We start from the raw sequence: 23,850 nt of genomic DNA, 5'->3' as shown, positions 1-23,850 counted from the left end.
ACACTCGTTCTTCACCCTCAAATTCACGTATTCCAATTTTTTAACTGCGAAAGCTGGGGTTATTTTTTAAAAAGTTCTTCCATGCCCCTTTAATGCCGTGCATAATTTCTTCTCTTGTCGCTTGAAGCCGTTCCTTTGTGCCGCCATAGCCGATTTCAACCTCTCCTTTTTCAAGCTCGGCAAAAATCGTGTCGGCAAAATCGGTTAACGGAGCACCAAAGGTATGTAAACCAGCTCCACCTAAATCCGTATTGACTGCAGGAGGAAGGATTTCGATGACCTCAATGTTTGTCTCTTCCAGCTGATGACGTAGTGATGTGGTAAAAGAATGAAGCGCTGCTTTTGTTGCACTATAAACAGGGACCCACACACCGGTCATCACCGCTAATCCGGACGTGACATTTAGTATCGCCGCCTTCGCTTGTTTTTCAAGATGAGGTGTAAAAAGCATGGTCAAATGAATTGGACCGTCTACATTAATCGAAATTTCATTGCGGTAGTAATCCCAATCTTCTTTTGCATTTAAGAGATTAACTCGCTGTTGGATACCGGCATTATTAACAAGTACATTTAATTGAGGAAATTCTTTCGTTGTCCATTCAAATAAACTGATTCTCTCGTCCTGTTTGGAAACATCACAAACCTTTGTATGTATGGCCGGAAATCTTTCCTTTACTTCACGCAATTTATCTTCACGGCGGCCGACAATGATCACCTCATTGCCGCTCTCTAAAAATCGCTCAGCAAACGCAAACCCAATGCCTGATGCCCCACCCGTAATTAAAATGGTATTTCCTGTCATCTTCATTTTAAAATCCCCTTTTTAATCGTCATCAACTGCTTTATTTAGGTTAAACGATCAGCACTTTTTTGATTCATTTAAGATTATTGACTATTTCCTCCCTTTTTTACAAATGATAAGGATGATATTCTTCTGAATATCCGTTTCAAATCCTATGATGAGGTGATTGTTGATGAGCTACAGAGACCAGTTAGATTCACAGTCGGAGCTTTTTCACTACACTTTTACGAGACCAAAGCACACGAAAGCACAGGTGAATGGTCAGACAAGAGTGTCGCAAAACCAAATCATCTTAAGGAGCAATGCTAAGGCCCACCGCTGGTAATAAAGTGCTTGGCATCGAAACGAATTTGGTCTGTACAATGAATCGTGCAGCCAAATGGAGAAAGGCCCTTTTCACTTTTGAATAAGGGTCTTTCTTTTTGTAGGAATTATTATTCTAAATGGCTTGAAAAGATAGTGTTTCAACGATATCATAAAATCTAATTACATCTTAACCAACGGAGTGACAATACCCATGTATGAAGATTTCACAATAAGAGATGCAAAAAAAGAGGATATGCCAATCATTATTGACATTTACAACTCCACTATTCCTGGCCGGATGGTTACAGCTGATTTAGAACCTGTTTCAGTTGAAAGCAGACTGCAGTGGTTCTATGATCACTCACCTGTGTTTCGTCCCTTATGGGTTGTAGAAACAAACGGGGAAATCTGCGCCTGGGTCAGCTTTCAATCGTTTTATGGCAGACCTGCCTATAACGCGACCGCAGAGGTAAGTATTTATATTCATCACCATTTTCGCGGTAAAAAACTAGGCAAGTTCTTGATCCAAAAGGCAATCGATACCTGCCCTGAACTCGGGATCAAAACATTACTTGGGTTTATTTTTGGCCATAATGAACCAAGTATCAAACTGTTTACTAGCTTTGGGTTTGAAAAATGGGCTCATCTGCCAAATGTAGCAGAGTTAGATGGAGTAGAAAGGGATCTACTCATCCTTGGAAAAAGAGTCTACTAAATTAATGACAACAAAGGGGCAGAAAAAATGAGTGTACATAAGGCAATTACAGAACACGTTAACAAACAAAATAAGAAAATTAACGATTTCCTTTCGCTTGACCAATTAAGAGAAATGTATATAGAAGAAGCAGTGACATTATGCAGAGAAGGAAAACCATTTACAACCGAAAAAATAAATATGGTTACAAATCAGATTAATGAGCTTGCAAAACAAGGAATCATTCCTACTCGGAAATTAGTCTCAGTAGACATGGTCAGAGAATATGCGCTGAAAAACGAATAATCTTCCATTTTATAGTACATAGCTTTTTATTATTCCAAAAAAGAACATTTTCTAGTACTATATAGTAGAAATGTTTTCTATTATGCTAGGAAATTATCTTCCTAGAAAGAATATGGAGAAATGTATGGATAAAAAAAAGCTAGTTATCCTATATATAATTAGTAGTATTATTTGGATTTATGGAACAAATTATCTCGTTGAAGAATTTGTTCCTTCACCCTTTATCTGGGCTGTAGAGAGAACAAAGGAAATTCTTTATATTATGGTTACAGGTTTATTTATTTATTTTTCCTACAGTAAACAACAGGAATTAACAGATTCCCTTGAAGATCAAAATCGGCTGTCCACCCTAATTAATGCCATGGTTGATTTTGTCAACTTTAAGGATGGAGATGGCCGATGGATTGAGGCCAATGAGTTTGGATTGAAATTGTTCGGGCTTGAGGATGTGGATTATCGCGGGAAAACGGATTCCGAGTTAGCCGAGTATTCGGAATTTCATGGGGATGCCCTTCGGTATTGTGAAATATCTGATGAAGAAACTTGGAGAAATCGACTCATAACTCGAATGGAAGAGGTACTCGAGATGCCTGATAAGACATTCAGGATATTTGATACAATTAAAGTTCCCCTCTTTAACCCCGACCAAAGCCGTCAAGGGCTCGTTGTGATTGGACGTGATGTTACTGAAAGAAGGGAAATGGCAAAACAGCTCGCAGAAAGTCAGCAGCAATACAAATCTCTATTTGAGTATAGTCCAGATATTGTCTATATGCTTAATTTAGAAGGAACCATAACCAATTTAAATCCCCAGTTTGACGTGATTACTGGATTTAAACGAGGGGATATGATTGGACACAACGTTAGTCAGTTATTACCAAAAAAGTATAAAAAATTTCTGCCAAATTTTATCCAATCAGTGGCAGATGAAGTGAAGCCGGTTATGTATGAAATTAAGATTCCTCACCGGAATGGAAATGACATTACCCTTCAATGTACCTCTGTGCCTATTATTGTTAATGGGATTATCTCCGGAATTATTGGCTACGGACGAGATGTAACAGCCCTAAGAAAAGCCGAGGAACGGCTAAGGAGAACCGAAAAGCTGTCTGTTGTTGGGGAACTTTCCGCAAGTGTGGCACACGAGATTCGTAATCCGCTGACCTCTTTAAAAGGGTTTGTTCAGCTTTTACAAATGGAAGATGAAAAACATCAATTTTACTATCGGATTATGATGGATGAATTAGACCGGATTAATCACATTGTGGGGGAACTGCTGCTTTTAGCCAAACCGCAGCATCTTAAATTTTCCAGATCAGATATACAAAAGCTTTTAAGTGATGTTATTTCGCTATTAAGTTCTGAAGCCATTTACTATAATGTTCAAATTGTCTCTACTTTTCCAGAAGAGGAAGTTTACATTGAATGCGAACCTAATCAATTGAAGCAAGTATTTATTAATATTATTAAAAATGCGATTGAAGCTTCTATTAAAGGCGGAACAGTTGAAATTGTCATTCATCCCCCTCAAGGTGAACACGTGATCATTACGGCAAAAGATCATGGCTGTGGGATTTCGAAGGAACGCTTAGACAAGCTTGGTGAACCATTCTACTCTTCTAAAGAAAAAGGAACGGGTCTCGGATTAACTGTCAGCTTTAAAATTGTTCAAGCTCACAATGGTATGATTCATTTTAACAGTCAAAAGAATCAAGGAACTTCTGTTGACATCTCCTTGCCGATTAAGCAGGAAATCACGAAGAAGGCCATTACAAATAAATAAATCAAAAAAACTGCCATTTCAGTGTACATTTGAATGGCAGTTTTTTTATGTTTGTTCCTTTTTTTTTCCTTTGTTTTTGAAAATAGCAATGATTAATAAAAATGAGGGGATCAAAATTTGAAATGGCCAGTGTAAATAGACTGGGACAACTTCTAGTCCCTCTTTTATATGCTCCGAATAATTGGATGCAATCGTGATGGATGAAAATAATACAAGTGCCCCCATAGGAAAGCTCAGTTTACTATGAGTTTTAAATCCAAAAATATCTGCGGTTCCTACAACTGCCGCGTAAAAAAAAATCGATATTTTAAAGAAACCGCCAATGACAAGATAGAGCATAAATAGAACATCTAGCCGTTCAATAAAATTGGCTAATTGAATTTTGCTGATTGTTGATAATAACGGAAAATTGGCCCTAGTAAATAAATCAGGCCCCAATGCAGCTACATTAATAACAGCTGTGATCGTGATATTAATGCCGCTGAGGACCATGCCACCCAGGCAAACCCATTTTGCCTTTTTGGCATCATTTAAATAAGGGAGTACCATTGTAAAGACAATCATCTCTCCAAATGGAAAGTTAATGGTTTCCGTTAGAAAGGTTTTCAGCACAGGCATAAAGCCATTCTCTAGCACAGGGCGAAGATTTTCCGGGTGAATTAATCCTGAAAACATAATTAATCCGAAGCCTACGAAAGCCATCATATAAATCACAATAAAAAACAGTTCGCCTACCCGTGCAATCACTTCAAAACCTTTATGTATACCATACATAATCGTGAAGATCATTAGGCAATTAATCACAATTAAAGGGGTTGTCGTATAGATGGTAGAAGTTAATAATTCACCAAAGTCACGCAGTACCCTAGCAGCACAATAGAGGAAATAAATAATATACGAAACCCCAATAATACGGCCAATCCATTTACCTGTGATTTTTTGAACGTAACTGGTTAGCGGGATGTCCTGATAATATTTATATAATTGATAGTAAATGAGAAAGACCGCTAACCCGCCTCCTAGTCCTAATAGAATAGACAGCCAGGCATCCTGCTTGGCCTGCGCTCCCAGGCCAACGAGGATCGCGCTCCCCATCTCAAAAAGAACAACCAGCACAAATAGCTGGTAGGCCTTAATTTTTGCGTTTTCCATACACGCCTCCCCTTGCCAGTTCTTATTTTCCCATTGAAGACCAAAAAGGCAGTGTCCGAATTCCTTCACGGCGAACATAAAAGTCTGTGGTCACATTGACCTTTAATGAGGCAAATTCCTCATCCCAATTTCCTTGGAATTTCTTCCATAAGACAGGGTTAGTAATATGCACCTTATCTCCAAATCCAAAAATATCACTTTTTAATTTTTGTGCTGCTTGAACCGAGTCTAAAATTTGCCTGCTGATTTCCTTTTCGACCAGTTTATCAATTTTTCCGATAATCACAGGATTGTTTAAATCAATGACAGTATTGGCTTCACTAATCCATCCTTCACTATTAATAGCAATATTTATTACCGGCTTTTGATTGACAAAGTGAACAGAAATATTTGTTTTGGAGCGGATGGGTGCCACAACAAGAGCCCTTTTCTCTTCTTTCCACGGAATCACAATATCAGTACTTTTGAGTTTATTTTGAATCCAGACGATCCCCCGGGCTTTGTTATTATCGACCCAGCCCAGTAATTTTCCATCATGAAAGATGGCTAACCCATCAGAAGAAAGAAAGGCATCCGTTGTGGTTTTTTGGAGATTCTCGGCTTTTTTTGCTTTTGATTTAATACCAATTAAGCTATAACCATTTAAAAAAGGCTGTTTGCCCTTGCTTACTAAGGCACTAAGATAGTCGTCAATAGTTACCGACATATTTTCACCCAGCATCGCTTGTGAAGCTTTTAACTGTTTCGTAATTTTGTTAACGGGAAGCCTATCGAGAATTGTAAGGGTTGTTACAATTTCCTCTGCAGTACAGCCCCTGGCAATCACCATTTCTGTCGTTGTTCGAAATTCAGGATCCCGGTCTAATGCATCCAAAATATATAGCAAATCTGTTTTTGCGATTTTTTCACTAATGACAACCACATTAGTGTGAGCGTAATAAAGGCGCCGTGATACCTTTTTGGTTGCGTTTCTAGCAGCCTCTGTTATTGTGTCACCAGTACTTCGATAAACAGCTATTGGAAGGCCCTGACCTCCACCGCTGCCTTGTCCTGTAGATACGTTACCCGGATTCACCAGTTGGAAGGAAAGCTTAAACTTTTTATCCTTTCCTTTATCGATTCCTAACGCCATTACAAAGGCCAAATCCGTTAATTCCTTTTGATTCCAGCAGGCACTAAGCAAAGGTGTAAGCATAAATAATATCGTTACTATGATCAAACCCTTTTTCATGACTTATCACCTTGATTACTTGTTTGCTCATCAGGCCTTGGGGGACTAGGCTTTTGATTATCTCCAGTCCTCATCATATTCCCTTTACTAATAAAGGGAGGTCTATTTTTAAATGACCAAATTGGAAATCGCACAAAGGCATCTTGTTGATTAGTAATGTTAAATGGTGCTAATGGCATCATGTATGGGATACCGAACGAGCGAAGTGAGCATAAATGAATCGCCATAAACATAAGACCAAGCATCATACCATAAAAGCCCAAAATCGTTGCTAACCCCATCAAGACAAAGCGAATTAATCTCGCTGCGATTGCCATCGCAAAAATCGGTGTAGAGAAGTTAGCAATTGCTGTAACCGAAACAACGATTACCATTACAGGTGAAACAAAACCCGCTTGTACGGCCGCCTGCCCAATTACAAGAGCACCAACAATTGAAACGGCCTGGCCAACTGCACGTGGAAGTCTTAAGCCCGCCTCCCTTAAAATTTCAAAGGTAATTTCCATAATGAGCGCTTCGACAAACGCTGGAAACGGAACATTTTCTCGTTGTGCTGCAATCGCAATGGCCATTGTTGTCGGAATCATTTCTTGGTGAAACGTTGTAGCTGCAATATAGGTGGCCGGACCTATTAGGGCAATTAAAAATGCAATAATCCTAAGAAGCCTAATTCCTGTTGAGATATCAAAACGGGAATAGTAGTCATCTGGTGCCTGGAAAAATTGTACAAATATAGCCGGTGCTGTTAGGACGAATGGCGTTCCATCCACAACAATCGCTATTCTTCCTTCAAGCAGCTGTGATGAGACGACATCTGGCCGCTCTGTATGAAAGGTGGTTGGAAATGTTGTCCATGTTTGATCTTCAATTAATTGTTCAATATACCCTGATGCGATAATGCCATCTATATCAATTCGCTGTAATCTTTTTTTGATTTCTTCAACAATTTTATCGTTGGCAATTCCTTTTATATACATAATTGCAATATCTGTTTGGGTAACCGTCCCTATTTTCATTGCTTCTACCCATAAATTAGGGCTTTTAAGCCGCCTTCTAATTAATGCCGTATTTGTTCTAAGTGTTTCCGTAAAGGAATCCTTAGGCCCCCTGATTGATAGCTGTGTAGTCGGTTCTGTTATGGAACGCTTTTCCCATCCTTTTGTTTCAGCACTAATCGCTTTATTGCAGCCTTCGATAAAAATGACTGTGTTTCCTGATAGAAGTAAATCATATACTTGATTCCAATTATTAATCGACTGGACACTTCCTAAGGCGACAGCCTTATCGAGGAGGTATTGAAAGATATCTTTTTGTTCAGGAATTACATCCTTCTCCATAAAAGGTTCTAAAAGAAAATCACTAATGCTTACGGTATCGACTAGTCCATCTATATAGACGAACGCAGTCTTATAACTGCCTGCTTGTATTTCTCGAATAGCAACATCGGTACTATTACCTAATTCAGCTTTGATCCTTTCTAGATTTTCTTTATAGTCCCGAAGGATTGGCAATTCCTCTGGCTTAAGTGGATCTTGCTTTTGCTGATAATTATCATTCTGTCTCTTCTGCTGTTTCTTTTTCAAAATTTGTGACAGGATTGACACAAGACTCCACCCATTTCCTAGAAATTGATTATGGGTATTTTCCCCAAAAAACACACCAATATCCATCTAAACAAAAAACTTCGGAGTTCAGAGTATAAGGACTTTTAAAACTCTGAATACTAATCCTAACGTGGAATGAGGGTGAACAAATTGAAAGCAATAATGGTTGTTTTTATATTAGCCGGAGGGATGTTCGGTTTAATTATTCTCTTAGATTTCATCATGGGAACCGCACCAAACTTGCTTATCTGGAAGGCCTTAGACCCATTCCGAGTAATGGAACCGGCTGAATATGTGATTGTGTTTTTATTTGCCCTCTTCTTTTGCATTCGATTGCTTAGGTCTTACTTTAAAAAGAAGAAAAAACAGAATGAGTCACAAACCAACTGACTTGTGTTTCATCTTTTACATTGACAAAAAAAGAAAAGAACTCCAGCTTTAGCTTGAGCTCTTTTCTTGATGATTGGTTTCGATATCGATTGACTTCTTTTTTTGCTTAAAGAATTCTAATACAACAAACAAGCGGTTTTTCCTTTTACTTCTCATCTGGTTGTTTTTACCATATACATACCGATTCCAACCATAGTAAATAGATTCCTCTAAAAGGACAATCAGCAAGAAAGCCCCTGAAATCATAAACCAGATTGACATTTTAATACCCCTTTTCAGCTTGTATCATTCAACCTATTCAAAAACTTCCTTCCTGTCATTTTTTTCCTATTAATCTATCTTACCAAATTTTTTCCAAATTTGTAGATAATTTGCTAAAAATTATATTTCCTTTTAGCTTACTTTGGCTCGTTATATTTTAGCGCTTGGTCGCTGTCTTTATATCCTTTGGTTGTAGGATCTTGGATAATCCCTAACATGGATAACAACACAAACACTGCATTAACTACTGTTAAAATCGAATTTTGAATTGAATCCGTTAGTTGAAAATGAACCAGCCCCATTGAATGTAAACCAGATAAAACCAGTTCGGCAACGATCATAATCTGTGAAAGAAAGGCAAGCACCCAATTTCGGTTTTTAAAGCGGACCTTCCAGTTAATCAATCCCCCCACCCTTTCCTTATACTATTTCAATTAATATATGCTTACGATATGGAAAGGTTGTCCACGTATGCCATAGATACCCATCCTTTAGCTAATTATTGGTCTTTTTCGTCAAGAAATTCTATAATAAAGAAATCGAAAATTTCTTTTGAAAGTTAGGAGATAGCATGGAAAAATTACCGCCCATTTGGGGAATGCTCGTCCGGTTCTGGAAAAGAAGACATCTAACCCAAATTTTATTATTATTACTTCTAGTCGTAGTATTAGTAACGATTGCTTATTTTGGCTGGCTGGCATCAAGGGCAAACGTTGACCAATTAAAACAAGGCTTAAGTCAGCCAACGGTTATTTACGATAAAGATGGAGAGGTCGCCAGCAATGTAGCTACCAATCGAACGAAGGGCATATCAATTAACGAAGTACCTAAGTATGTCCCTAACGCAGTCGTGGCGATAGAGGATGAACGTTTCTATGAGCATGGCGGATTTGATATAAAAGGAATCGCCCGTGCCCTTTTCGGGAACATATTTGCTGGAAGAGTTACGGCCGGTGGCAGTACCTTAACACAACAGCTAGCCAAAAATGCCTTGCTTTCCCCTGAAAGGACCTATAAACGGAAAGCAGAAGAACTATTTTTAGCTGTAAAAATCGAAAAGGTTTATACAAAAGATGAGATTCTGCAAATGTATTTAAATCAAGTTTATTTTGGCGGCGGGGCTTGGGGGATCAGCAATGCCTCAAAAAAATATTTTAATAAGGATATTAAAGATGTAACCATCAGCGAAGCAGCCATGATGGCCGGCCTCTTACACGCGCCAAACTATCTTAATCCTTATAATAACTATGATTTAGCCATGAAGCGCCGAAATGTTGTCTTAGCTAAGATGAAGGAACAAGGTATGATTACTGCAGCACAATACAATACAGCGAAAAATGAAAAGATTCGACTTAAAGATGGCGGTGGAAGCAATATTGAGCGTAATTACCCCTATTATGTCGATGCTGTTTTAAATGAAGCCATTTCTAAATACGGGTTAACACAAGATGAGATTTTAACTAGAGGCTACAGGATTTATACAGAAATGGATCAAAATTTACAAGCTGGGCTTGAAAAGGTCTATAGCAAAAATTATCTGTTCCCTAGCGGAATGGGAGGAAAAATCGTCCAAAGCGGATCGGTTTTAATGGACCCCGCATCAGGCGGTGTTCGAGCCCTCGTCGGCGGCCGCGGTGAGCACGTTTTCCGCGGCTTTAACAGGGCCACCCAATTACAGGCCCAGCCGGGATCCTCCATTAAGCCTTTAGCAGTCTATACTCCTGCCTTAGAAAATGGCTATAAATATTCTTCTGTGCTTGAAGACAAGCCAACCACCATTGGGAACTACACACCGGAAAATTTTTCAAAAACATTCCAAGGGGAAGTACCACTGTATAAAGCCCTTGAAGAATCGTTAAATGTTCCGGCTGTCTGGCTGTTACATGAGATTGGCCTAAATAAGGGTTTAGATTCATTAAAGCGGTTCGGTATTCCGGTTGAAAAAGAAGACGAAAACCTTGCAATTGCGCTTGGCGGGATGAGTAAAGGGGTTTCACCATTACAGATGGCTAATGCCTTTTCTGCCTTTGCTAATGATGGGGTCCGAGAGGATAGTCATTTGATAACCAAAATCGTGGGTCCGACTGGGAATGTAATTGCCGAGCGGGAAGAAAAAACAACTAAGGTAACTTCCAAAACAGTTGCGAATCAAATGACCTCGATGTTATTGAATGTGGTTGAGACAGGTACTGGAAAAAAAGCTCATATCCAAGGTGTTCAAATAGCAGGTAAAACAGGCTCTACCCAGCTGCCATTCAGCGGGGTTAACGGAACAAAGGATCAGTGGATGGTAGGTTATACACCTAACCTTGTCGGTGCAATATGGCTTGGCTATGACCAGACTGACAGGCAGCACTACTTACCAAGTGCGAGTTCTTCCAATGTGGTTCCTATTTTTAAAGAGATTATGCGGGAATCTATCCGCCATCTCCCTAATGAAAGTTTTGAAGTCACGTCCATTAACGCCCAGCTTGCAGGTGAAGCGGCAACTAATAAGAGCATCAATGATCAGGCAAAGGCCATTGGGCAAGAGCTGAATAATAATGCAAAGAAAATTGGCTCAACGATTAAAGAGCATGCCCCTGAGTTGAAAAGTGGACTTGAAAAAGCCTTATATACGATTGGGGAAGGGATTAATGCATTAATCGATAAAGCAAAGGTCCTTAGACAATAACCACTAAAAAACTCCAGCTAAAACTGGAGTTTTTTATTCTAGTAATCCATATTTTCTCTTAAACCTGAATAAAATCTTAATCCAAATCCCGCCAAAAACTACTAAGAAGAAAACATTGGAAATGGCATGAAAGGTATCAAAAGTGGCACTTCCTATCATATAAACGATAAACGCCTTCCAAGTTTGCGAGCCGCCCGACTGAATCAGCGCAATAAATCCCCATAGGTTCATAATCCAGCCAAACAGGTAACCCCAAATAACCCCAAACACGATCTGACCCCATCTTTTTTTCATAAAGAGGGTATTTCTTAATAGTCCAGCAGTCAATCCAACCAAGCCCCATGCCACCATTTGCCAAGGTGTCCATGGCCCCTGCCCCATAATCATATTGGAAGCTAGAGCCGCAACTGCTCCGATCACAAAGCCGCTCTCAGCTCCAAACACATAACCGGACATCATAATCACAAAGGTCGTCGGCTGGACACTCGGAAGACTGGCAAATGGAATCCTGCCCACGGCTGCAATCGAAGCTAGGACGGCTAAAAGCACCAATTCACGAGGTTCTACCTTTCTAGTTTCAAACCGGAACAAAAAGAGAGACAGTGCTAAAAGGACTAGACCAAAGCTAAAGCCTAAATAGGAATCTTCCCAAATATAATTCAGCCCTAGTAAAACTAGCATCAGAATGAAAAGAAAACCGGTTACTAAGGCCTTGTGTTTGCGCATTACCGAGTGGCCTCCTCAAGCGTCATTGGGATTTCGCTATCCGATAACCCTCGAAATACCCTTTGAATCATCGTCGTATAAAAGAAGTTCCCTTTGAAAAACTTCTCCGGTACGTCCTCAGATGTAATCTTGCCTTGAAACATCATTCCGCATTTGCTTGCATATTGTGCCGCAAACTCGACATCGTGTGTGGACATCAGAATCGTCATCCCAGCTGAATGGCATGATAAGAGAATCTTAGCTAAGTTCTCTTTTGAAATTGGGTCCAAGCCTTTGGTCGGTTCATCCAATAAAAGCACTTCAGGCTTTCTTATTAGGATACAAGCTAAAGCCGCCTTCTGCAGTTCCCCGCCACTAAGGTCATACGGATGACTTAACAATAAATGGGCAATTCCTAATTTATCCAACAGTAGCTTTACTTCATGACCATCCTTTAACTTCCACTGCTCCATCGTGATTTGAAGTTCTTTTTGAACGGTATCCTGCAGAAAAAAAAGCTTCGGATTTTGTGGTAAATAACCAATTTTACCAGCTAACTCATTCTGTTTATACTTCCTTAAGGGCAAATCATCAAAAGAGACTTTCCCGCTATCAGGCTTTAACAAACCTGCCATAATCTTTAGCAAAGTAGATTTCCCCGAACCATTTCCTCCTAACAAGGCATAAAACTCTCCTTGCTTTAAGCTCAGTTCAAGTTCATCTAAAATATAACCACTTTTCTTATCATAATGAAAAGAGAGATTATTTACTTTTACCCGTTCTCCTGTTTTCGGAGAGACTCTCTTGGCTCCTGAAAAAACAGGCTCAACCTTCTGCTTTTGCACCCAGTCCCTTCCCTCTTTCACCGTTAAAGGAACACTGCCATGACCTTCCATACTTAAAAATAACGCAGGAATCTTCGGAACGTAGGCCTTATTAGAGGTATCCCATAGCTCACGAAGCACTTCTTTGGGTTCACCAGAAACTTTTACCTGACCATTTTCCATCATGATAATTTGATCAGCCAAGGTAAAGACTTCTTCAAGCCGGTGTTCCGCCATGATGATTGTCATTCCAAATTCTTCGTTCAATCTCTTTAACATATCCATAAACTCCCGTGCACTAACGGGATCAAGCTGCGCGGTCGGTTCGTCCAACAATAAAATGTTCGGCTGCATCAATAAAACAGATGCCAGGTTAATTTGCTGCTTTTTCCCGCCTGAAAGCTCCTCGGCTTTTCGGTTCAGAATCGATTCTGCGCCAAAAAAGTGGACCATTTCTGCCACTCTGTTTCTCATTTCATTTGTATTCAGACCGATATTCTCTAATCCAAACACGATTTCATGTAAGACATCATCTGCGACAATCTGATTTTCCGGATCTTGAAATACGAAGCCAACATCCCTAGTAAGCCCTGGTGTCTCTTGAACAAGCTGGCCATTTATTGAAATTCCTCCTGATAACGTCCCATGCGGCTGGATTTCTTTTTTTAGTAATCGTAAAAGTGTGCTTTTTCCGGACCCTGAAGCACCAAAGAGAACAACAAATTGTCCTTTATAGATGTTTAGAGAAAGATTCCGAATGGCAGGCTCTGTACAGTCCGGATAGGTAAAGGTAACATGATTTAATTCGATAAGCGCCATCGGAACATTCCACCTGCTTCAACTAGTAATGGGAAACTTAAAAACATGATATAACACATTAAAACCGCTCTATCTATCAATGATAGATGCCATGATTCCATAATGGGGTAAATCGTTAATACACCAAACCCTGAAAAACGCTCTATTATGGTAAAACCGAAAAGACTTAATAAATAAAGGATTGCGATGATATCTGCTTTGTTTATTTTAAAATATTCGTAGGATGAACGCGGACCTTGTCCGTATCCCCTAGCTTTCATAGAATCAGCCGTTTGAATGGCCTCCTCTAAAGAAAAGGTTAGCAATGTTTGAACATAAAGCATTCCTGTCTTAGCTCTTACCCTCCAGCTGCCATGACTAACCGAGAGTCCTTTACTCTTTTGTACGACCGAAATTTCTTCAAGCCTTCTTCGCATTAAAGGAATAAACCGGAGCGTCAACATGAGAAGGACCGCAAATTGAGGTAACACTTTTGCAAAAATAAATAAAAGCTTGTTCGGTGTCATGATGATGTTGTAAGAAACAAATAAAGCAATAACCCCAATAATCGAAAGAGCATTCATTCCGCCATAAACAACTGCCTCCAATGTGACACGATGTTGGTTTATTTCAACTAACAAATGCCTCCCTCTCTCATTGAATAGCGGGTTTAAGATCACCATTAGCAGGAATGTAGTAATAATGAAAAACCACCATCGCCGCAATCCGTTTAAACGATCATGGCGTATATTAATCAAAATAACAACTGCGATAGAGCTGATTAAAAAAAGGGGATGCAGCATTAAAATAAGCAATGAAACAGCCCCGGCATAAAATAGAAAAGTAACAAGCGGATGAAAGCGGTCAAACCGCAGCCTCATCTCCTGTACCTCCAAATATTATTCAGTATAGTAGCATGCAATCTGATCACCAGCTTTAACCTTTATGACTCCGATGCTCTTGGTAATACTAGCACCATTGTGTTTAAATACCCAGCCGCTTTTTGCACCATAATCAAATTCATAGATATTGTCAATTCCTTCGATATAGGCTGTTGCACCGCTGCCTGTGGAATCCACTACAATCCCTTTTGCTTTCGCTGCTTGTTTCACCACATCAAAAATAGTATACCCATCTTCTATTATTATCTTTGAAGCTGAAAGGATTGTCCCGCGGTCTTTAGGACCTGTAATGGATATTGTTACGGCAGCAACAGGCTTTGGTGCAGTTGCCGCCGGCTTAGGAGCTGGAGTTGAATTGGTCGTAGTGCTTGGTGCCGTGCTAGTCGTTTTACTTGTTGTCGTTCCGGTAGTTTTTTGGGTTGTCGTCCCTGTAGTTTTTGTTGTTGTCGTTCCGGTACTTTTTGTTGTTGTTGCACCTGTGGTTTTTGTTGTTGTTGCCGTATTTTTACTCGCTGTGGAAGACGTGTTGGCTGTTGTCTTACTTTCAGCGGGATTTTGCTGAGCAGGCTGTGAGCTTTGTTCGCTCTCCGTTTTCACTTCAGCCGGCTGTTCCTCCTTTGTTTCAGGTGAAGCAGCTGTCGTTTTCGTTTGTTCTGCAGAAGTTTGTTGTTTTGTAACTTGCTCTTTATTATTCTCTGCTTTCGCCGTTACCTCAACGGTTTTTGTTTCTTGTTTGGATTCCTTCTCTGCACCGTCAGTTGAACTACAGCCAACTAAGTTAAAGATTATAAATAGAATCGATATAAAGGAAGTAATCTTAAAAATTTTATCCATGTCTGCCTCCAATCAATCCCCTCTTGGAAGCCAAGAGGGGATAATGGTTTTTTATACGTTCTGTTTTCTTTGTCTCAAATAAATGAAACTACCTGCAATCATAAGCAATAGTCCAAGAGCTGCAAGATTGTAGATATTTGTGGCTGTATTTGGCAGTGCATGCCCAGTCTGATTGGTTGTCTTCAAAACAGTAGCTGTAGGAGCAGCTTGTTCTGTTGGTGCAACTTGTTCTGTCTGAGGCGTTTTAACAGCAGGTGTCTCGGCTGCAGGAGTTTCCGCTGTTAGAGTGAAATGGTATAAAGAGCCTTTACCTGCTGTAAATAACTGATAGGCAACTAATCCTTGAATCGCTTGAGAGGTCGTGAATGGATCACTCTCATCTCCGCCCTGCCAGTCAAAACCGCCATCTTTATTTTGAAATGATAGTAAATACTGAACAAGGCCGCTATTATCTTTTGAAAAATCACCGCTGTTTGCATCGATTCCAAGAGCTGATAATGCGATCATCACTTGGGCTGCAGTTGAGCTATTATCGATTTTGGAAGCCTTGTACTGAGTAGAAAGATACTCGACGGCTGCCTCAACCTTTTCCTTTACACCGTCTTGATCCTTAAATGGTGCAAGTGCGGTTAAAATCATGGCTGTCGTATCAATATCACTTGTGGTGCTTTGATCCCATGCCCAGCCGCCATCACTGTTTTGTCGCTCTGTCAAATAGCTGATGAGTTTGGCTTTTGTCCATTGGGCCGTAGTTGGTACTGTGAAATTGGCACTGTCTAGAGCTACAAGTGCATATGCAACCCCATTTAAACCTTGTTTTGTCACATTGCCATTATAAATTGCTTCTATTAAATTATAGCCTTCTACATTTGTCGGATTGCCGCCTGCGGCTAAAATCCCTAATGAATATCGTTCTGTATCTGTAATTCTTGAAAACTTTCCTTGTTTCTCTTTTACAATGGCTTTTACATCGGATAGGTAGTTTTTAGGAATTTCTTTTCCTGCTTGTTTTAAGGCAATTACCTGCCATTCTCCAACTTCATTTTTTAGTACATATGCACTTGAAGTGTTCACAGCTGTTTGCAAATCTTGAGCTGTAACTGTTCCAGTAGTTGGTGTTGTTGGAGTTGACGGTGTTGTTGGTGTTGTTTCTCCATTACCGCCATCTCCTGGTGCTGGTTCAAAGGATTCAAGTTGAAAACTTATTTGGTTACCATTTTGCAGCTCATAGCCCTCTGCGCCAACTGTAGCCATTTTCCCATCCACATAGAATGCCCAGTAGTTTGACCCTTCCGCTTTAATTCCTTTAAGAGCGGTAATCATCTTTCCATATTGTGTTTCTTCAAACCCAACCTGATCTGTACCTAAGGCTGTTTGTAAGAGCTGAAAGGCATTTGGACTTCCGATTACCTCAATGGATGAAAGGTCCACAACTGTTTTGTTTTTGTCATCAACAACTTTCAGAGAAACAGTTGATTGTGCAGGATTCTTAGTATCAGTTAACCGGAATGTTATTTTATCACCATTCTGAACAATATAAGTATCAGGGCCAACCGGTGCAGAGATTCCATTGATAAAATAGGCCCAATATTGCTTATCCCCTGCTTTTACTCCATTAATTCCTGTAAGCATCGGTCCGTAAGTTGTATCCGTATATTCGAGATTATTTTTACCAACCGCATCGATCAATGCCTCGGTAGCCGTCTCTTTTTCAGTCAGTTGGAGTGTCTTTTCTGCAACTACCGGTGTAGAGTCTAGTCCAAGGACTGTAACAGTACCTTGTTTTGCCTCGGCCGCCATTACTGATGTTTGCAAGCCGTTTGTCAGTACCATCAAAACTAACAGCATAGACATCCAGAGATTCTTTCTTTTTAGCATTCTACTTGCATTCCTTTCATTATAAAAATAGACATAAAAAAATCCCCCTATTAAGGAGGAGGAGTGTATGTACGTTAAGCAGAAACAAAGAAAAATGTTCCTATTCTTAACACTCTCCTATCCGCGTAGACTGTATGTGTTTAAAACAGGCAGGTTTCCTGGCTCATGGTCATTGCTCCCTATGCCTTCCCATCTATCGACAGTGGCCTCTATAGGTTGCTCCCATTTACAGTGGCGGGACCGCGTTGGCATTCAACCAACTTCCCTATTAAGCTTAGAGTCTAGTAAAGACTTAAGCACCTGTTTACCGTGCTATTTTTTTATGATATGACCATTATATAGATAATTGGTTCGGTTTGTATATACCTTATATGAAAAACAATGATATTTCAGAATAAAAACAGGCGTTAGATTTACCTGTTTTTACTCTGTTCCTGCAGTTAAACGTTTTATTGTTCGATATTTCGGATCAAGTTCGCCATTTCAATCGCAGACGTTGCTGAATCCCAGCCCTTATTACCTGCCTTTGTTCCAGCACGCTCAATGGCCTGCTCGATTGAATCTGTTGTAAGAACTCCAAAAATGACTGGAATTCCACTCGCTAATGCAGTGGCATTAATTCCTTTAGCCGCTTCGTTACATACATAATCAAAGTGTGGTGTTGCACCGCGGATAACGGTTCCTAGTGTAATTACAGCATCATATTTTTTACTGAATGCCATTTTTTGGGCAATTAGCGGCAGTTCAAACGCACCTGGAACCCAGGCAATATCCACGTCAGATTCACTTACACCATGACGTTTTAAGGCATCTTTTGCACCGTCTAATAATTTACCTGTAATAAACTCATTAAATCTTCCTACAACAATCCCTACTTTTAACCCACTACCAACTAAATTACCTTCGAAAATATTTGACATGATGATTCCTCCAATATAATGTTTTAATCCACCTTGGTTTTTAAAGGACTTTCTTTTTTGCTTATATACTCAATCAATGCTTTGATGGTAATCATTTTTATGTTCAAATGATCAGCTATTTCTCTAAGCTGTGGTACGCGGGCCATAGTGCCATCTTCATTCATAATTTCACAAATAACCCCGGCCGGTTTAGCACCGCATAATTTGGCAAGATCTACTGCAGCTTCTGTGTGCCCGTTTCTCTGTAATACGCCGCCTTTTTTCGCGATAAGTGGGAACATATGCCCCGGACGTTTAAAATCTTCCGGTTTTGCTTCTGGGTCCAGTAAACTTAATACAGTTGCAGACCGTTCATAAGCAGAAATTCCTGTCGTCGAAAACTTATGGTCAATACTTACTGTAAAAGCCGTCCCATGATAATCTGTGTTGACAGCGACCATTGGCGTTAAGTCTAGTTTCTTAGCTAATTCTTCCACGATTGGAACACAAACTAGTCCTCTGCCATGCGTAACCATTAAGTTAATGACCTCAGGTGTTGCTTTTTCCGCTAAGGCGATAAAATCCCCTTCATTTTCCCTGTCTTCATCATCACAGGCTATAATAACCTTGCCAGCTTTTAAATCCTGAAGGGCTTCCTCAATTGAATCAAACATGTGATCACTCCTTTTTTCATTATTTATTGCTTAATAAAAGCCGTTTTCTTCTAAAAAACTTTGGCTGATTCCCGATTTTTTCTTTTGAGGAGTATCATTCCCACTATTTTTTATAAAATGGCTGACATATTTGCCAATCATATCGCATTCCAGATTGACGATATCACCTGGCTCCTTTAAACCTATTACTGTTTCTGACAGGGTATGAGGGATAAGTGAGAGTGTAAAACTACTGTCCGAAACATCAAAAACAGTTAAACTTGTCCCGTCGACAGCAATAGAGCCTCTAACAATAACAAATCTTAAAACTTCAGGATCTGCCTCAATTTCGTAATAAACTGCATTTTCTAAGGCTTGTTTTCTTTTAATAACCCCGGTACCATCAGCATGACCGGAGACAAAATGCCCGCCAAATCTGCCGCCTGCAGCCATTGCACGTTCCAAATTAATCTTTGTCCCACTCTTAATGTTATTTAAGCTGGTCGCTTTAACTGTTTCCGGCATGACGTCGACTGTAAACTGCTTTCCTAAAATAGAAGTAACGGTCAGGCAGACCCCGTTTACAGCAATGCTGTCACCAAGATGTATATCTTGTAGTATTTTTTCAGCCTCTATTGTTAATACATACGAATTGGCCGTCCGCTGAATCTTTGCTACTTTACCTATTTCCTCAATGATTCCGGTAAACATAATCCTTCTTCTCCTTACTTTGGCTCGAGCAAGATTCTAACCCTATTTTTACTAGATCTCAAAATTCCTTGAGGCTATAAAAAAGACCCTAAAGAATAGAATTTCTTCAGGGTCTTAAAAATGACAATAGGAAATAAAGGGTATAAATGGGTATATTTCTCCCCAAATCATAACCCACTATTTTTCCTTCTCCCATCCAGACTTTAACTGTCGGCTCTGGAGTTTCACCAGATCCACCGCTTAACAATTATGTTAACCGGGTCACGGACTAAGAAGCATTGGCTTCATCACCGCCGGTTAGGAATTTCACCTGACCCCGAAGGAAATATTTAGCTTTGAATATAATGTTATTATACTAAAAAGAAATAGTAAAGGGAAATGCTTGAAGACAAAAAAGGTTCATTTTTGCACATATATTTTGATAAGGAGTATAAAACACTCCTTTTTAACTATTCCTTATAGGTTCTAACCGGTAAATAAATGTCAAAATACAAGTCTCCAGACATATTTTGCTGCTTATGCTCCTCTTTAAAAATTTCTAATCCTAAGGCGTGGTAATCCTGTTCATAACCATATTCTTTCATCCAATTGAACATTTGTTGATATGTATTTTCTACTTCTTCCAGACTTCCTTTATGAGTCGTACAGACATAGTTCTTTCTCGGAATTGAGAAACCAACCATTCCCTCTGGTACATTCTCGATTTTCCGAACAGGTTTTGTAACATAATAAGTAAACTCCGTTTCACGGCTATGAAATGGTGCAATCACAACAGGCTCGTTAGTCAGGCATGAAACTTCCTCCAAACGATCCTCCATTTTGTTAAAAAGATTTGGGATTGTTTTCACTTCAGAGTATGTACCTGTCCAAGCTATTCCAACCACTTTTATTTCTTCTTTCTCTATCACCCTAATCCCCAATTTTACGCCCCCTTTTTTACTACATACTATTCTTATTATTCGGATAATATCATTAAAATCCTTCTGAAAAAATTCGACGTTACACAAAAATTTTTCTGAAAAAGTTTTTTATAACCATTTTATTGATTCCATTCTGCTGCGATTGTATTTTTGTTAAAAATAATAATAAACAGGCTATTCCATAAAAAATAGCCTGCATCCGGTTTATTTCACTTCTTGTGGAATCGCTAATCCTAAACCTTTGGCCACTCTCTCGCCATATTCTGGGTCAGCTTTATAGAAGTGCTGAATTTGACGTAATTTAATATCTTCTCTCTCTACGGGTTTCATAGCCCCTACTACGGTATCAACTAATCTAGTTCGTTCATCTTCCGACATTAAACGATATAGGTCACCAGCCTGTGTATAATGATCATCATGGTCATAAGCAACCTGAGCTGCGGCACCAGTAACTTCAAAAGGTGTTTGGCGTTGTTCAGGTACTTCCTTTGGACCGCCAAAGCTGTTTGGCTCATAGTAAACGGAACCGCCGCCGTTATGATCAAAGCGCATCGCACCATCACGCTGATAGTTATTCACTTCTACCTTCGGACGGTTGATTGGAAGTAAGTTATGGTTTGGCCCCACACGATAACGGTGAGCATCCGAGTAGGCAAATATACGTCCTTGAAGCATTTTATCAGGTGATGCTTCGATTCCTGGTACCATTGTACCTGGTGAGAAGGTGGCCTGTTCAACCTCCGCAAAATAGTTTTCAGGGTTGCGGTTTAAGACCATTCTGCCAACCTCGATTAAAGGATAATCTTTATGTGACCACACTTTTGTGACATCAAATGGATCGAACCGATACGTATTGGCATCTTCCAATGGCATGATTTGAACATGCAGCCTCCATGCCGGGAAGTCTCCGTTTTCAATCGCATTATATAAATCCTCTATATGATAATCTGGATTTTCACCAGCTAATTTCGCCGCCACATCTGCAGACATATTTTTAACGCCTTGTTCACTCTTGAAATGATATTTAACCCAGACTGCTTCTCCGTTCGCATTTACCCATTTAAAGGTATGGCTCCCATAACCATTCATATGGCGCAATGTGGCTGGTAGACCACGGTCACCCATTAAATAGGTAACTTGGTGTAAGGATTCAGGTGATAAGGACCAGAAATCCCAGACCGCATTTGGGTTTTTCAAATGGGTTTTAGGGTCTCTTTTTTGTGTATGGATGAAGTCCGGAAACTTAATCGCATCACGAATGAAGAAGATTGGTGTATTATTACCCACCAAATCATAGTTTCCTTCTTCTGAATAAAACTTAACCGCAAAACCCCTAGGATCCCGGACTGTATCAGCGGAACCCAACTCACCGGCGACGGTGGAGAAGCGAATGAACATCGGCGTACGTTTACCAGCCCCATTAAATAATTTTGCTTTTGTATATTTAGACATATCATTTGTTACTTCAAAATATCCATGTGCACCGGCACCCTTTGCATGAACCACACGCTCTGGTACGCGTTCACGATTAAAATGTGCTAATTTTTCCAGTAAGTGGACGTCTTGTATTAAGGTTGGTCCGCGCAAACCAGCCGTCATAGAATTTTGATTATCGCCGACAGGCGCACCTGTTCCAGTTGTTAAATGTTTGTTCGTATTACTCATTTAATCACCTCGTAATCTATTTTTTATTACTTAACTAGATTATAATATATTTTTAGTGAAAAACAATACTAAATAATAATAATTATAATCTAATAAAAAATTTAAACAATAACCTGTACTCACTATTACATTCGTATTAAAAAAAGAAGGACGTTATTCCTAAATTAAGAAATAACGTCCAAAAATTTTACTTATTAAAGGATATATAAAAAATGAAAGGAAGAAATCAAAAAACAGACCCCTTAATAAGGGTCTGTTTTATTGGTAGGTCTATTGTTTTTGAACGTTGACCGCTTGCGGTCCACGTTGGCCATTTTCGATTTCAAATGTAACCTCTTGACCTTCATCCAAAGACTTGTACCCTTCGCCTTGAATAGCTGAGAAATGAACGAATACATCCTCTCCGCCTTCGCGCTCAATGAATCCAAATCCTTTTTCGCTGTTAAACCATTTTACTTTACCATGTTCCATTTCTTTGTAGCCTCCTAGCACGTAGCCATTGCATAATTTTGCAAAATTTATTTGCACATCTAGTTTGACCAATGTGATAAACCTTTATACCATACTTTTTAATTTAATCGGGAAGAACCCATTTATGAATGGCTTTAGCTACCCCATCCTCTTCATTTGTAGACGTAATCCAGTCTGCTGCTTCTTTGACCACATCTTGGGCATTTCCCATTGCAACTCCCAGTCCAGCCTCTTTGATCATCATTAAGTCGTTTCGACTGTCACCAACTGCCATAACATTCTTCATTTCGATTCCTAACCTGGAGCAGACAAGCGCTAGCCCGCGCGCCTTATTAATTCCAGCTGCATTAACTTCAATGTTTTTTAACGTAGAATTCGTTAATTCGAATTCACCTCTTGCGGTCAGTTCGTTAAAAACCAGTTCTCTAGTTGCATCATCATCAATTGTAAAGCCAAATTTCAACCAGTCCAGTTTATGAAAATCTTCTGGCATTTCATTATGCCAGGTCCTCTCTGTGTTAATCGCCCAAAATCTAGTTTTATGTAGTTTTGACAGTTCCAACATCCACTCGATATGCGCTGTATCGACAAGGTTTCTTTCGACCAGATTCCTTTTTTCATCATAAATCTCACTTCCATTTACTGTTACTAAGTAGGAGGTGAGCTCTAAATCATCCGCATGTTCTCGAACAGTAAGTATAGAACGCCCCGTACTGAGAACAACGATTATACCTTTATCTTTTGCAGCTTTAATCGCTTTACGATTTTCCTCTGAAACTTGGCCTTTATTATTTAATAAAGTCCCATCCATATCCAGGGCAACTAACTTGATTTCAACATCATTCTTGAAGTTTTCCATTCCTGTCATAAACTCCCTTCTCCCAAGTTCCTTTATAAGATAACATTTTTATTAGTAACTTTTCAAAAATACGGATATTAGTTTACATAATATATTTATGGTTAAATTAAAAATCCTGTTTTAACAACAGGATCATAAAAGGTTATTAATGATGGTGATGGTGACCGCCTTTTGATGGGTTGGTAATGAGCCATTCCTCTTTTGGGACATGGAAAAATTGAATCCAAACACCATCCAGGTACTCATCACTTTTATCAAGGATAAAATCAATCCCCTTATCCGTTTTGACAACCTCATCATTTTCAGTTGGTGTGTCAAGCATCAAGTCATAATGGGCATGATCTCCGTGCATGCTTGTCACATATACACGAAATAATTTGCCTTCTGCCTCTTCACTTTCCAACATCTTTTTCAATTCTTTTGCAGCATGGCGATTAATTTTTACCTTCATTTTGCGCTCTCCTCTATTATGTATTCTATTTTATTATCCCACGATAAGACTAAAATAGACAGTTTCAAACGCTAAAT

At 39.5% G+C, this 23,850-nt stretch carries 24 protein-coding genes, 1 pseudogene and 2 riboswitches; of the genes and pseudogenes, 6 read left to right on the top strand and 19 right to left on the bottom strand.

Translation table 11 applies throughout. From position 1 onward, the window contains the following. Positions 1-40 precede the first annotated feature (40 nt). Positions 41-808, bottom strand: a complete 768-nt coding sequence (locus M3226_RS14620) for an SDR family oxidoreductase (RefSeq protein WP_251566456.1) — start codon at positions 806-808, stop codon at positions 41-43. 166 nt (positions 809-974) lie between these two features. Between M3226_RS14620 and M3226_RS14615 the strand changes: the two genes are divergently transcribed. From M3226_RS14615 to M3226_RS14600, 4 genes are all read left to right on the top strand, one after another. Further along, positions 975-1,127, top strand: a complete 153-nt coding sequence (locus M3226_RS14615) for a YpzG family protein (RefSeq protein ID WP_098531610.1) — start codon at positions 975-977, stop codon at positions 1,125-1,127. A 192-nt stretch (positions 1,128-1,319) separates the two neighbouring features. Next, entirely contained in the window at positions 1,320-1,823 is a 504-nt protein-coding gene (locus M3226_RS14610; protein WP_251566455.1) for a GNAT family N-acetyltransferase, read from the top strand. 27 nt (positions 1,824-1,850) lie between these two features. Next, positions 1,851-2,108 (top strand): YpbS family protein, encoded by a 258-nt coding sequence (locus tag M3226_RS14605; RefSeq protein ID WP_251566454.1) that lies wholly within the window; start codon positions 1,851-1,853, stop codon positions 2,106-2,108. Positions 2,109-2,232: 124 nt separating this feature from the next. After that, positions 2,233-3,891 carry a PAS domain-containing sensor histidine kinase gene (locus tag M3226_RS14600; RefSeq protein ID WP_251566453.1) on the top strand — a complete coding sequence of 553 codons (1,659 nt, stop codon included), beginning with the start codon at positions 2,233-2,235 and terminating at the stop codon, positions 3,889-3,891. A gap of 45 nt (positions 3,892-3,936) precedes the next feature. Here M3226_RS14600 and M3226_RS14595 read toward each other — a convergent pair whose 3' ends face one another. The 3 genes from M3226_RS14595 to M3226_RS14585 are packed head-to-tail and all read right to left on the bottom strand — an operon-like array spanning position 3,937 to position 7,872. Then, complete coding sequence (locus M3226_RS14595) at positions 3,937-5,043, bottom strand: GerAB/ArcD/ProY family transporter (protein ID WP_251566452.1); 1,107 nt, start codon at positions 5,041-5,043, stop codon at positions 3,937-3,939. A gap of 22 nt (positions 5,044-5,065) precedes the next feature. Further along, the gene (locus M3226_RS14590; RefSeq protein ID WP_251566451.1) at positions 5,066-6,274 is read right to left on the bottom strand and encodes a Ger(x)C family spore germination protein; all 1,209 of its coding nucleotides are present in this window, start codon (positions 6,272-6,274) and stop codon (positions 5,066-5,068) included. Further along, complete coding sequence (locus M3226_RS14585; protein ID WP_374110609.1) at positions 6,271-7,872, bottom strand: spore germination protein; 1,602 nt, start codon at positions 7,870-7,872, stop codon at positions 6,271-6,273. Before M3226_RS14585 ends, M3226_RS14590 begins: the two co-directional genes overlap by 4 nt. Before the next feature lie 156 nt (positions 7,873-8,028). Here M3226_RS14585 and M3226_RS14580 point away from each other — a divergent pair, with 156 nt between their 5' ends. Next, on the top strand, positions 8,029-8,268 hold the full coding sequence (locus M3226_RS14580) for a hypothetical protein (RefSeq protein WP_251566449.1): 240 nt from the start codon (positions 8,029-8,031) through the stop codon (positions 8,266-8,268). Positions 8,269-8,316: 48 nt separating this feature from the next. On the opposite strand, the gene M3226_RS14575 is transcribed toward M3226_RS14580, so the two are convergent. Both M3226_RS14575 and M3226_RS14570 read right to left on the bottom strand, forming a co-directional pair. Beyond that, positions 8,317-8,529: a hypothetical protein gene (locus M3226_RS14575; protein ID WP_251566448.1), complete on the bottom strand. Its 213-nt coding sequence runs from the start codon at positions 8,527-8,529 to the stop codon at positions 8,317-8,319. A 137-nt stretch (positions 8,530-8,666) separates the two neighbouring features. Beyond that, positions 8,667-8,942 (bottom strand): phage holin, encoded by a 276-nt coding sequence (locus tag M3226_RS14570; protein ID WP_251566447.1) that lies wholly within the window; start codon positions 8,940-8,942, stop codon positions 8,667-8,669. A gap of 158 nt (positions 8,943-9,100) precedes the next feature. Between M3226_RS14570 and M3226_RS14565 the strand changes: the two genes are divergently transcribed. Then, positions 9,101-11,203: a transglycosylase domain-containing protein gene (locus M3226_RS14565; protein ID WP_251566446.1), complete on the top strand. Its 2,103-nt coding sequence runs from the start codon at positions 9,101-9,103 to the stop codon at positions 11,201-11,203. A 33-nt stretch (positions 11,204-11,236) separates the two neighbouring features. On the opposite strand, the gene M3226_RS14560 is transcribed toward M3226_RS14565, so the two are convergent. From M3226_RS14560 to M3226_RS14500, 13 genes and pseudogenes are all read right to left on the bottom strand, one after another. Continuing rightward, positions 11,237-11,929, bottom strand: a complete 693-nt coding sequence (locus tag M3226_RS14560) for an ECF transporter S component (RefSeq protein WP_251566445.1) — start codon at positions 11,927-11,929, stop codon at positions 11,237-11,239. After that, entirely contained in the window at positions 11,929-13,551 is a 1,623-nt protein-coding gene (locus M3226_RS14555; RefSeq protein ID WP_251566444.1) for an ABC transporter ATP-binding protein, read from the bottom strand. The genes M3226_RS14560 and M3226_RS14555 overlap by 1 nt, the downstream gene beginning before the upstream one ends. Beyond that, complete coding sequence (locus M3226_RS14550) at positions 13,533-14,411, bottom strand: energy-coupling factor transporter transmembrane component T (RefSeq protein WP_251566443.1); 879 nt, start codon at positions 14,409-14,411, stop codon at positions 13,533-13,535. Before M3226_RS14550 ends, M3226_RS14555 begins: the two co-directional genes overlap by 19 nt. 18 nt (positions 14,412-14,429) lie before the next feature. Beyond that, a complete protein-coding gene (locus M3226_RS14545; RefSeq protein ID WP_251566442.1) occupies positions 14,430-15,266 on the bottom strand; it encodes a DUF4430 domain-containing protein in 837 nt (278 codons plus the stop codon). Between the two features lie 51 nt (positions 15,267-15,317). Then, positions 15,318-17,144 carry a DUF4430 domain-containing protein gene (locus M3226_RS14540; protein WP_251566441.1) on the bottom strand — a complete coding sequence of 609 codons (1,827 nt, stop codon included), beginning with the start codon at positions 17,142-17,144 and terminating at the stop codon, positions 15,318-15,320. A 131-nt stretch (positions 17,145-17,275) separates the two neighbouring features. Then, positions 17,276-17,463, bottom strand: a riboswitch (cobalamin riboswitch). A 130-nt stretch (positions 17,464-17,593) separates the two neighbouring features. After that, entirely contained in the window at positions 17,594-18,064 is a 471-nt protein-coding gene (ribH, locus tag M3226_RS14535; RefSeq protein WP_098531626.1) for a 6,7-dimethyl-8-ribityllumazine synthase, read from the bottom strand. Positions 18,065-18,090: 26 nt separating this feature from the next. After that, positions 18,091-18,717 (bottom strand): annotated as a pseudogene (ribB, locus tag M3226_RS14530) (3,4-dihydroxy-2-butanone-4-phosphate synthase); the annotation flags it as partial. Between the two features lie 30 nt (positions 18,718-18,747). Then, positions 18,748-19,407, bottom strand: coding sequence for a riboflavin synthase (gene ribE, locus M3226_RS14525; RefSeq protein WP_251566440.1), 660 nt, complete (start codon positions 19,405-19,407; stop codon positions 18,748-18,750). 180 nt (positions 19,408-19,587) lie between these two features. Then, positions 19,588-19,735, bottom strand: a riboswitch (FMN riboswitch). Between the two features lie 121 nt (positions 19,736-19,856). Continuing rightward, entirely contained in the window at positions 19,857-20,327 is a 471-nt protein-coding gene (locus tag M3226_RS14520) for a GyrI-like domain-containing protein (RefSeq protein ID WP_251566439.1), read from the bottom strand. Positions 20,328-20,531: 204 nt separating this feature from the next. Beyond that, complete coding sequence (gene katA, locus M3226_RS14515; RefSeq protein ID WP_251566438.1) at positions 20,532-21,992, bottom strand: catalase KatA; 1,461 nt, start codon at positions 21,990-21,992, stop codon at positions 20,532-20,534. A 270-nt stretch (positions 21,993-22,262) separates the two neighbouring features. Continuing rightward, positions 22,263-22,463, bottom strand: coding sequence for a cold-shock protein (locus M3226_RS14510; protein ID WP_098531632.1), 201 nt, complete (start codon positions 22,461-22,463; stop codon positions 22,263-22,265). Positions 22,464-22,566: 103 nt separating this feature from the next. Beyond that, positions 22,567-23,322 (bottom strand): Cof-type HAD-IIB family hydrolase, encoded by a 756-nt coding sequence (locus M3226_RS14505; protein ID WP_251566621.1) that lies wholly within the window; start codon positions 23,320-23,322, stop codon positions 22,567-22,569. Positions 23,323-23,467: 145 nt separating this feature from the next. Continuing rightward, positions 23,468-23,773 (bottom strand): iron-sulfur cluster assembly accessory protein, encoded by a 306-nt coding sequence (locus M3226_RS14500; RefSeq protein ID WP_251566437.1) that lies wholly within the window; start codon positions 23,771-23,773, stop codon positions 23,468-23,470. Positions 23,774-23,850 lie beyond the last annotated feature (77 nt).

The sequence above is a fragment of the Neobacillus cucumis genome, from assembly GCF_023715505.1.
The sequence above is the reverse complement of the archived record's forward strand: the minus strand, read 5'-3'. Positions and strand labels throughout refer to the sequence as shown.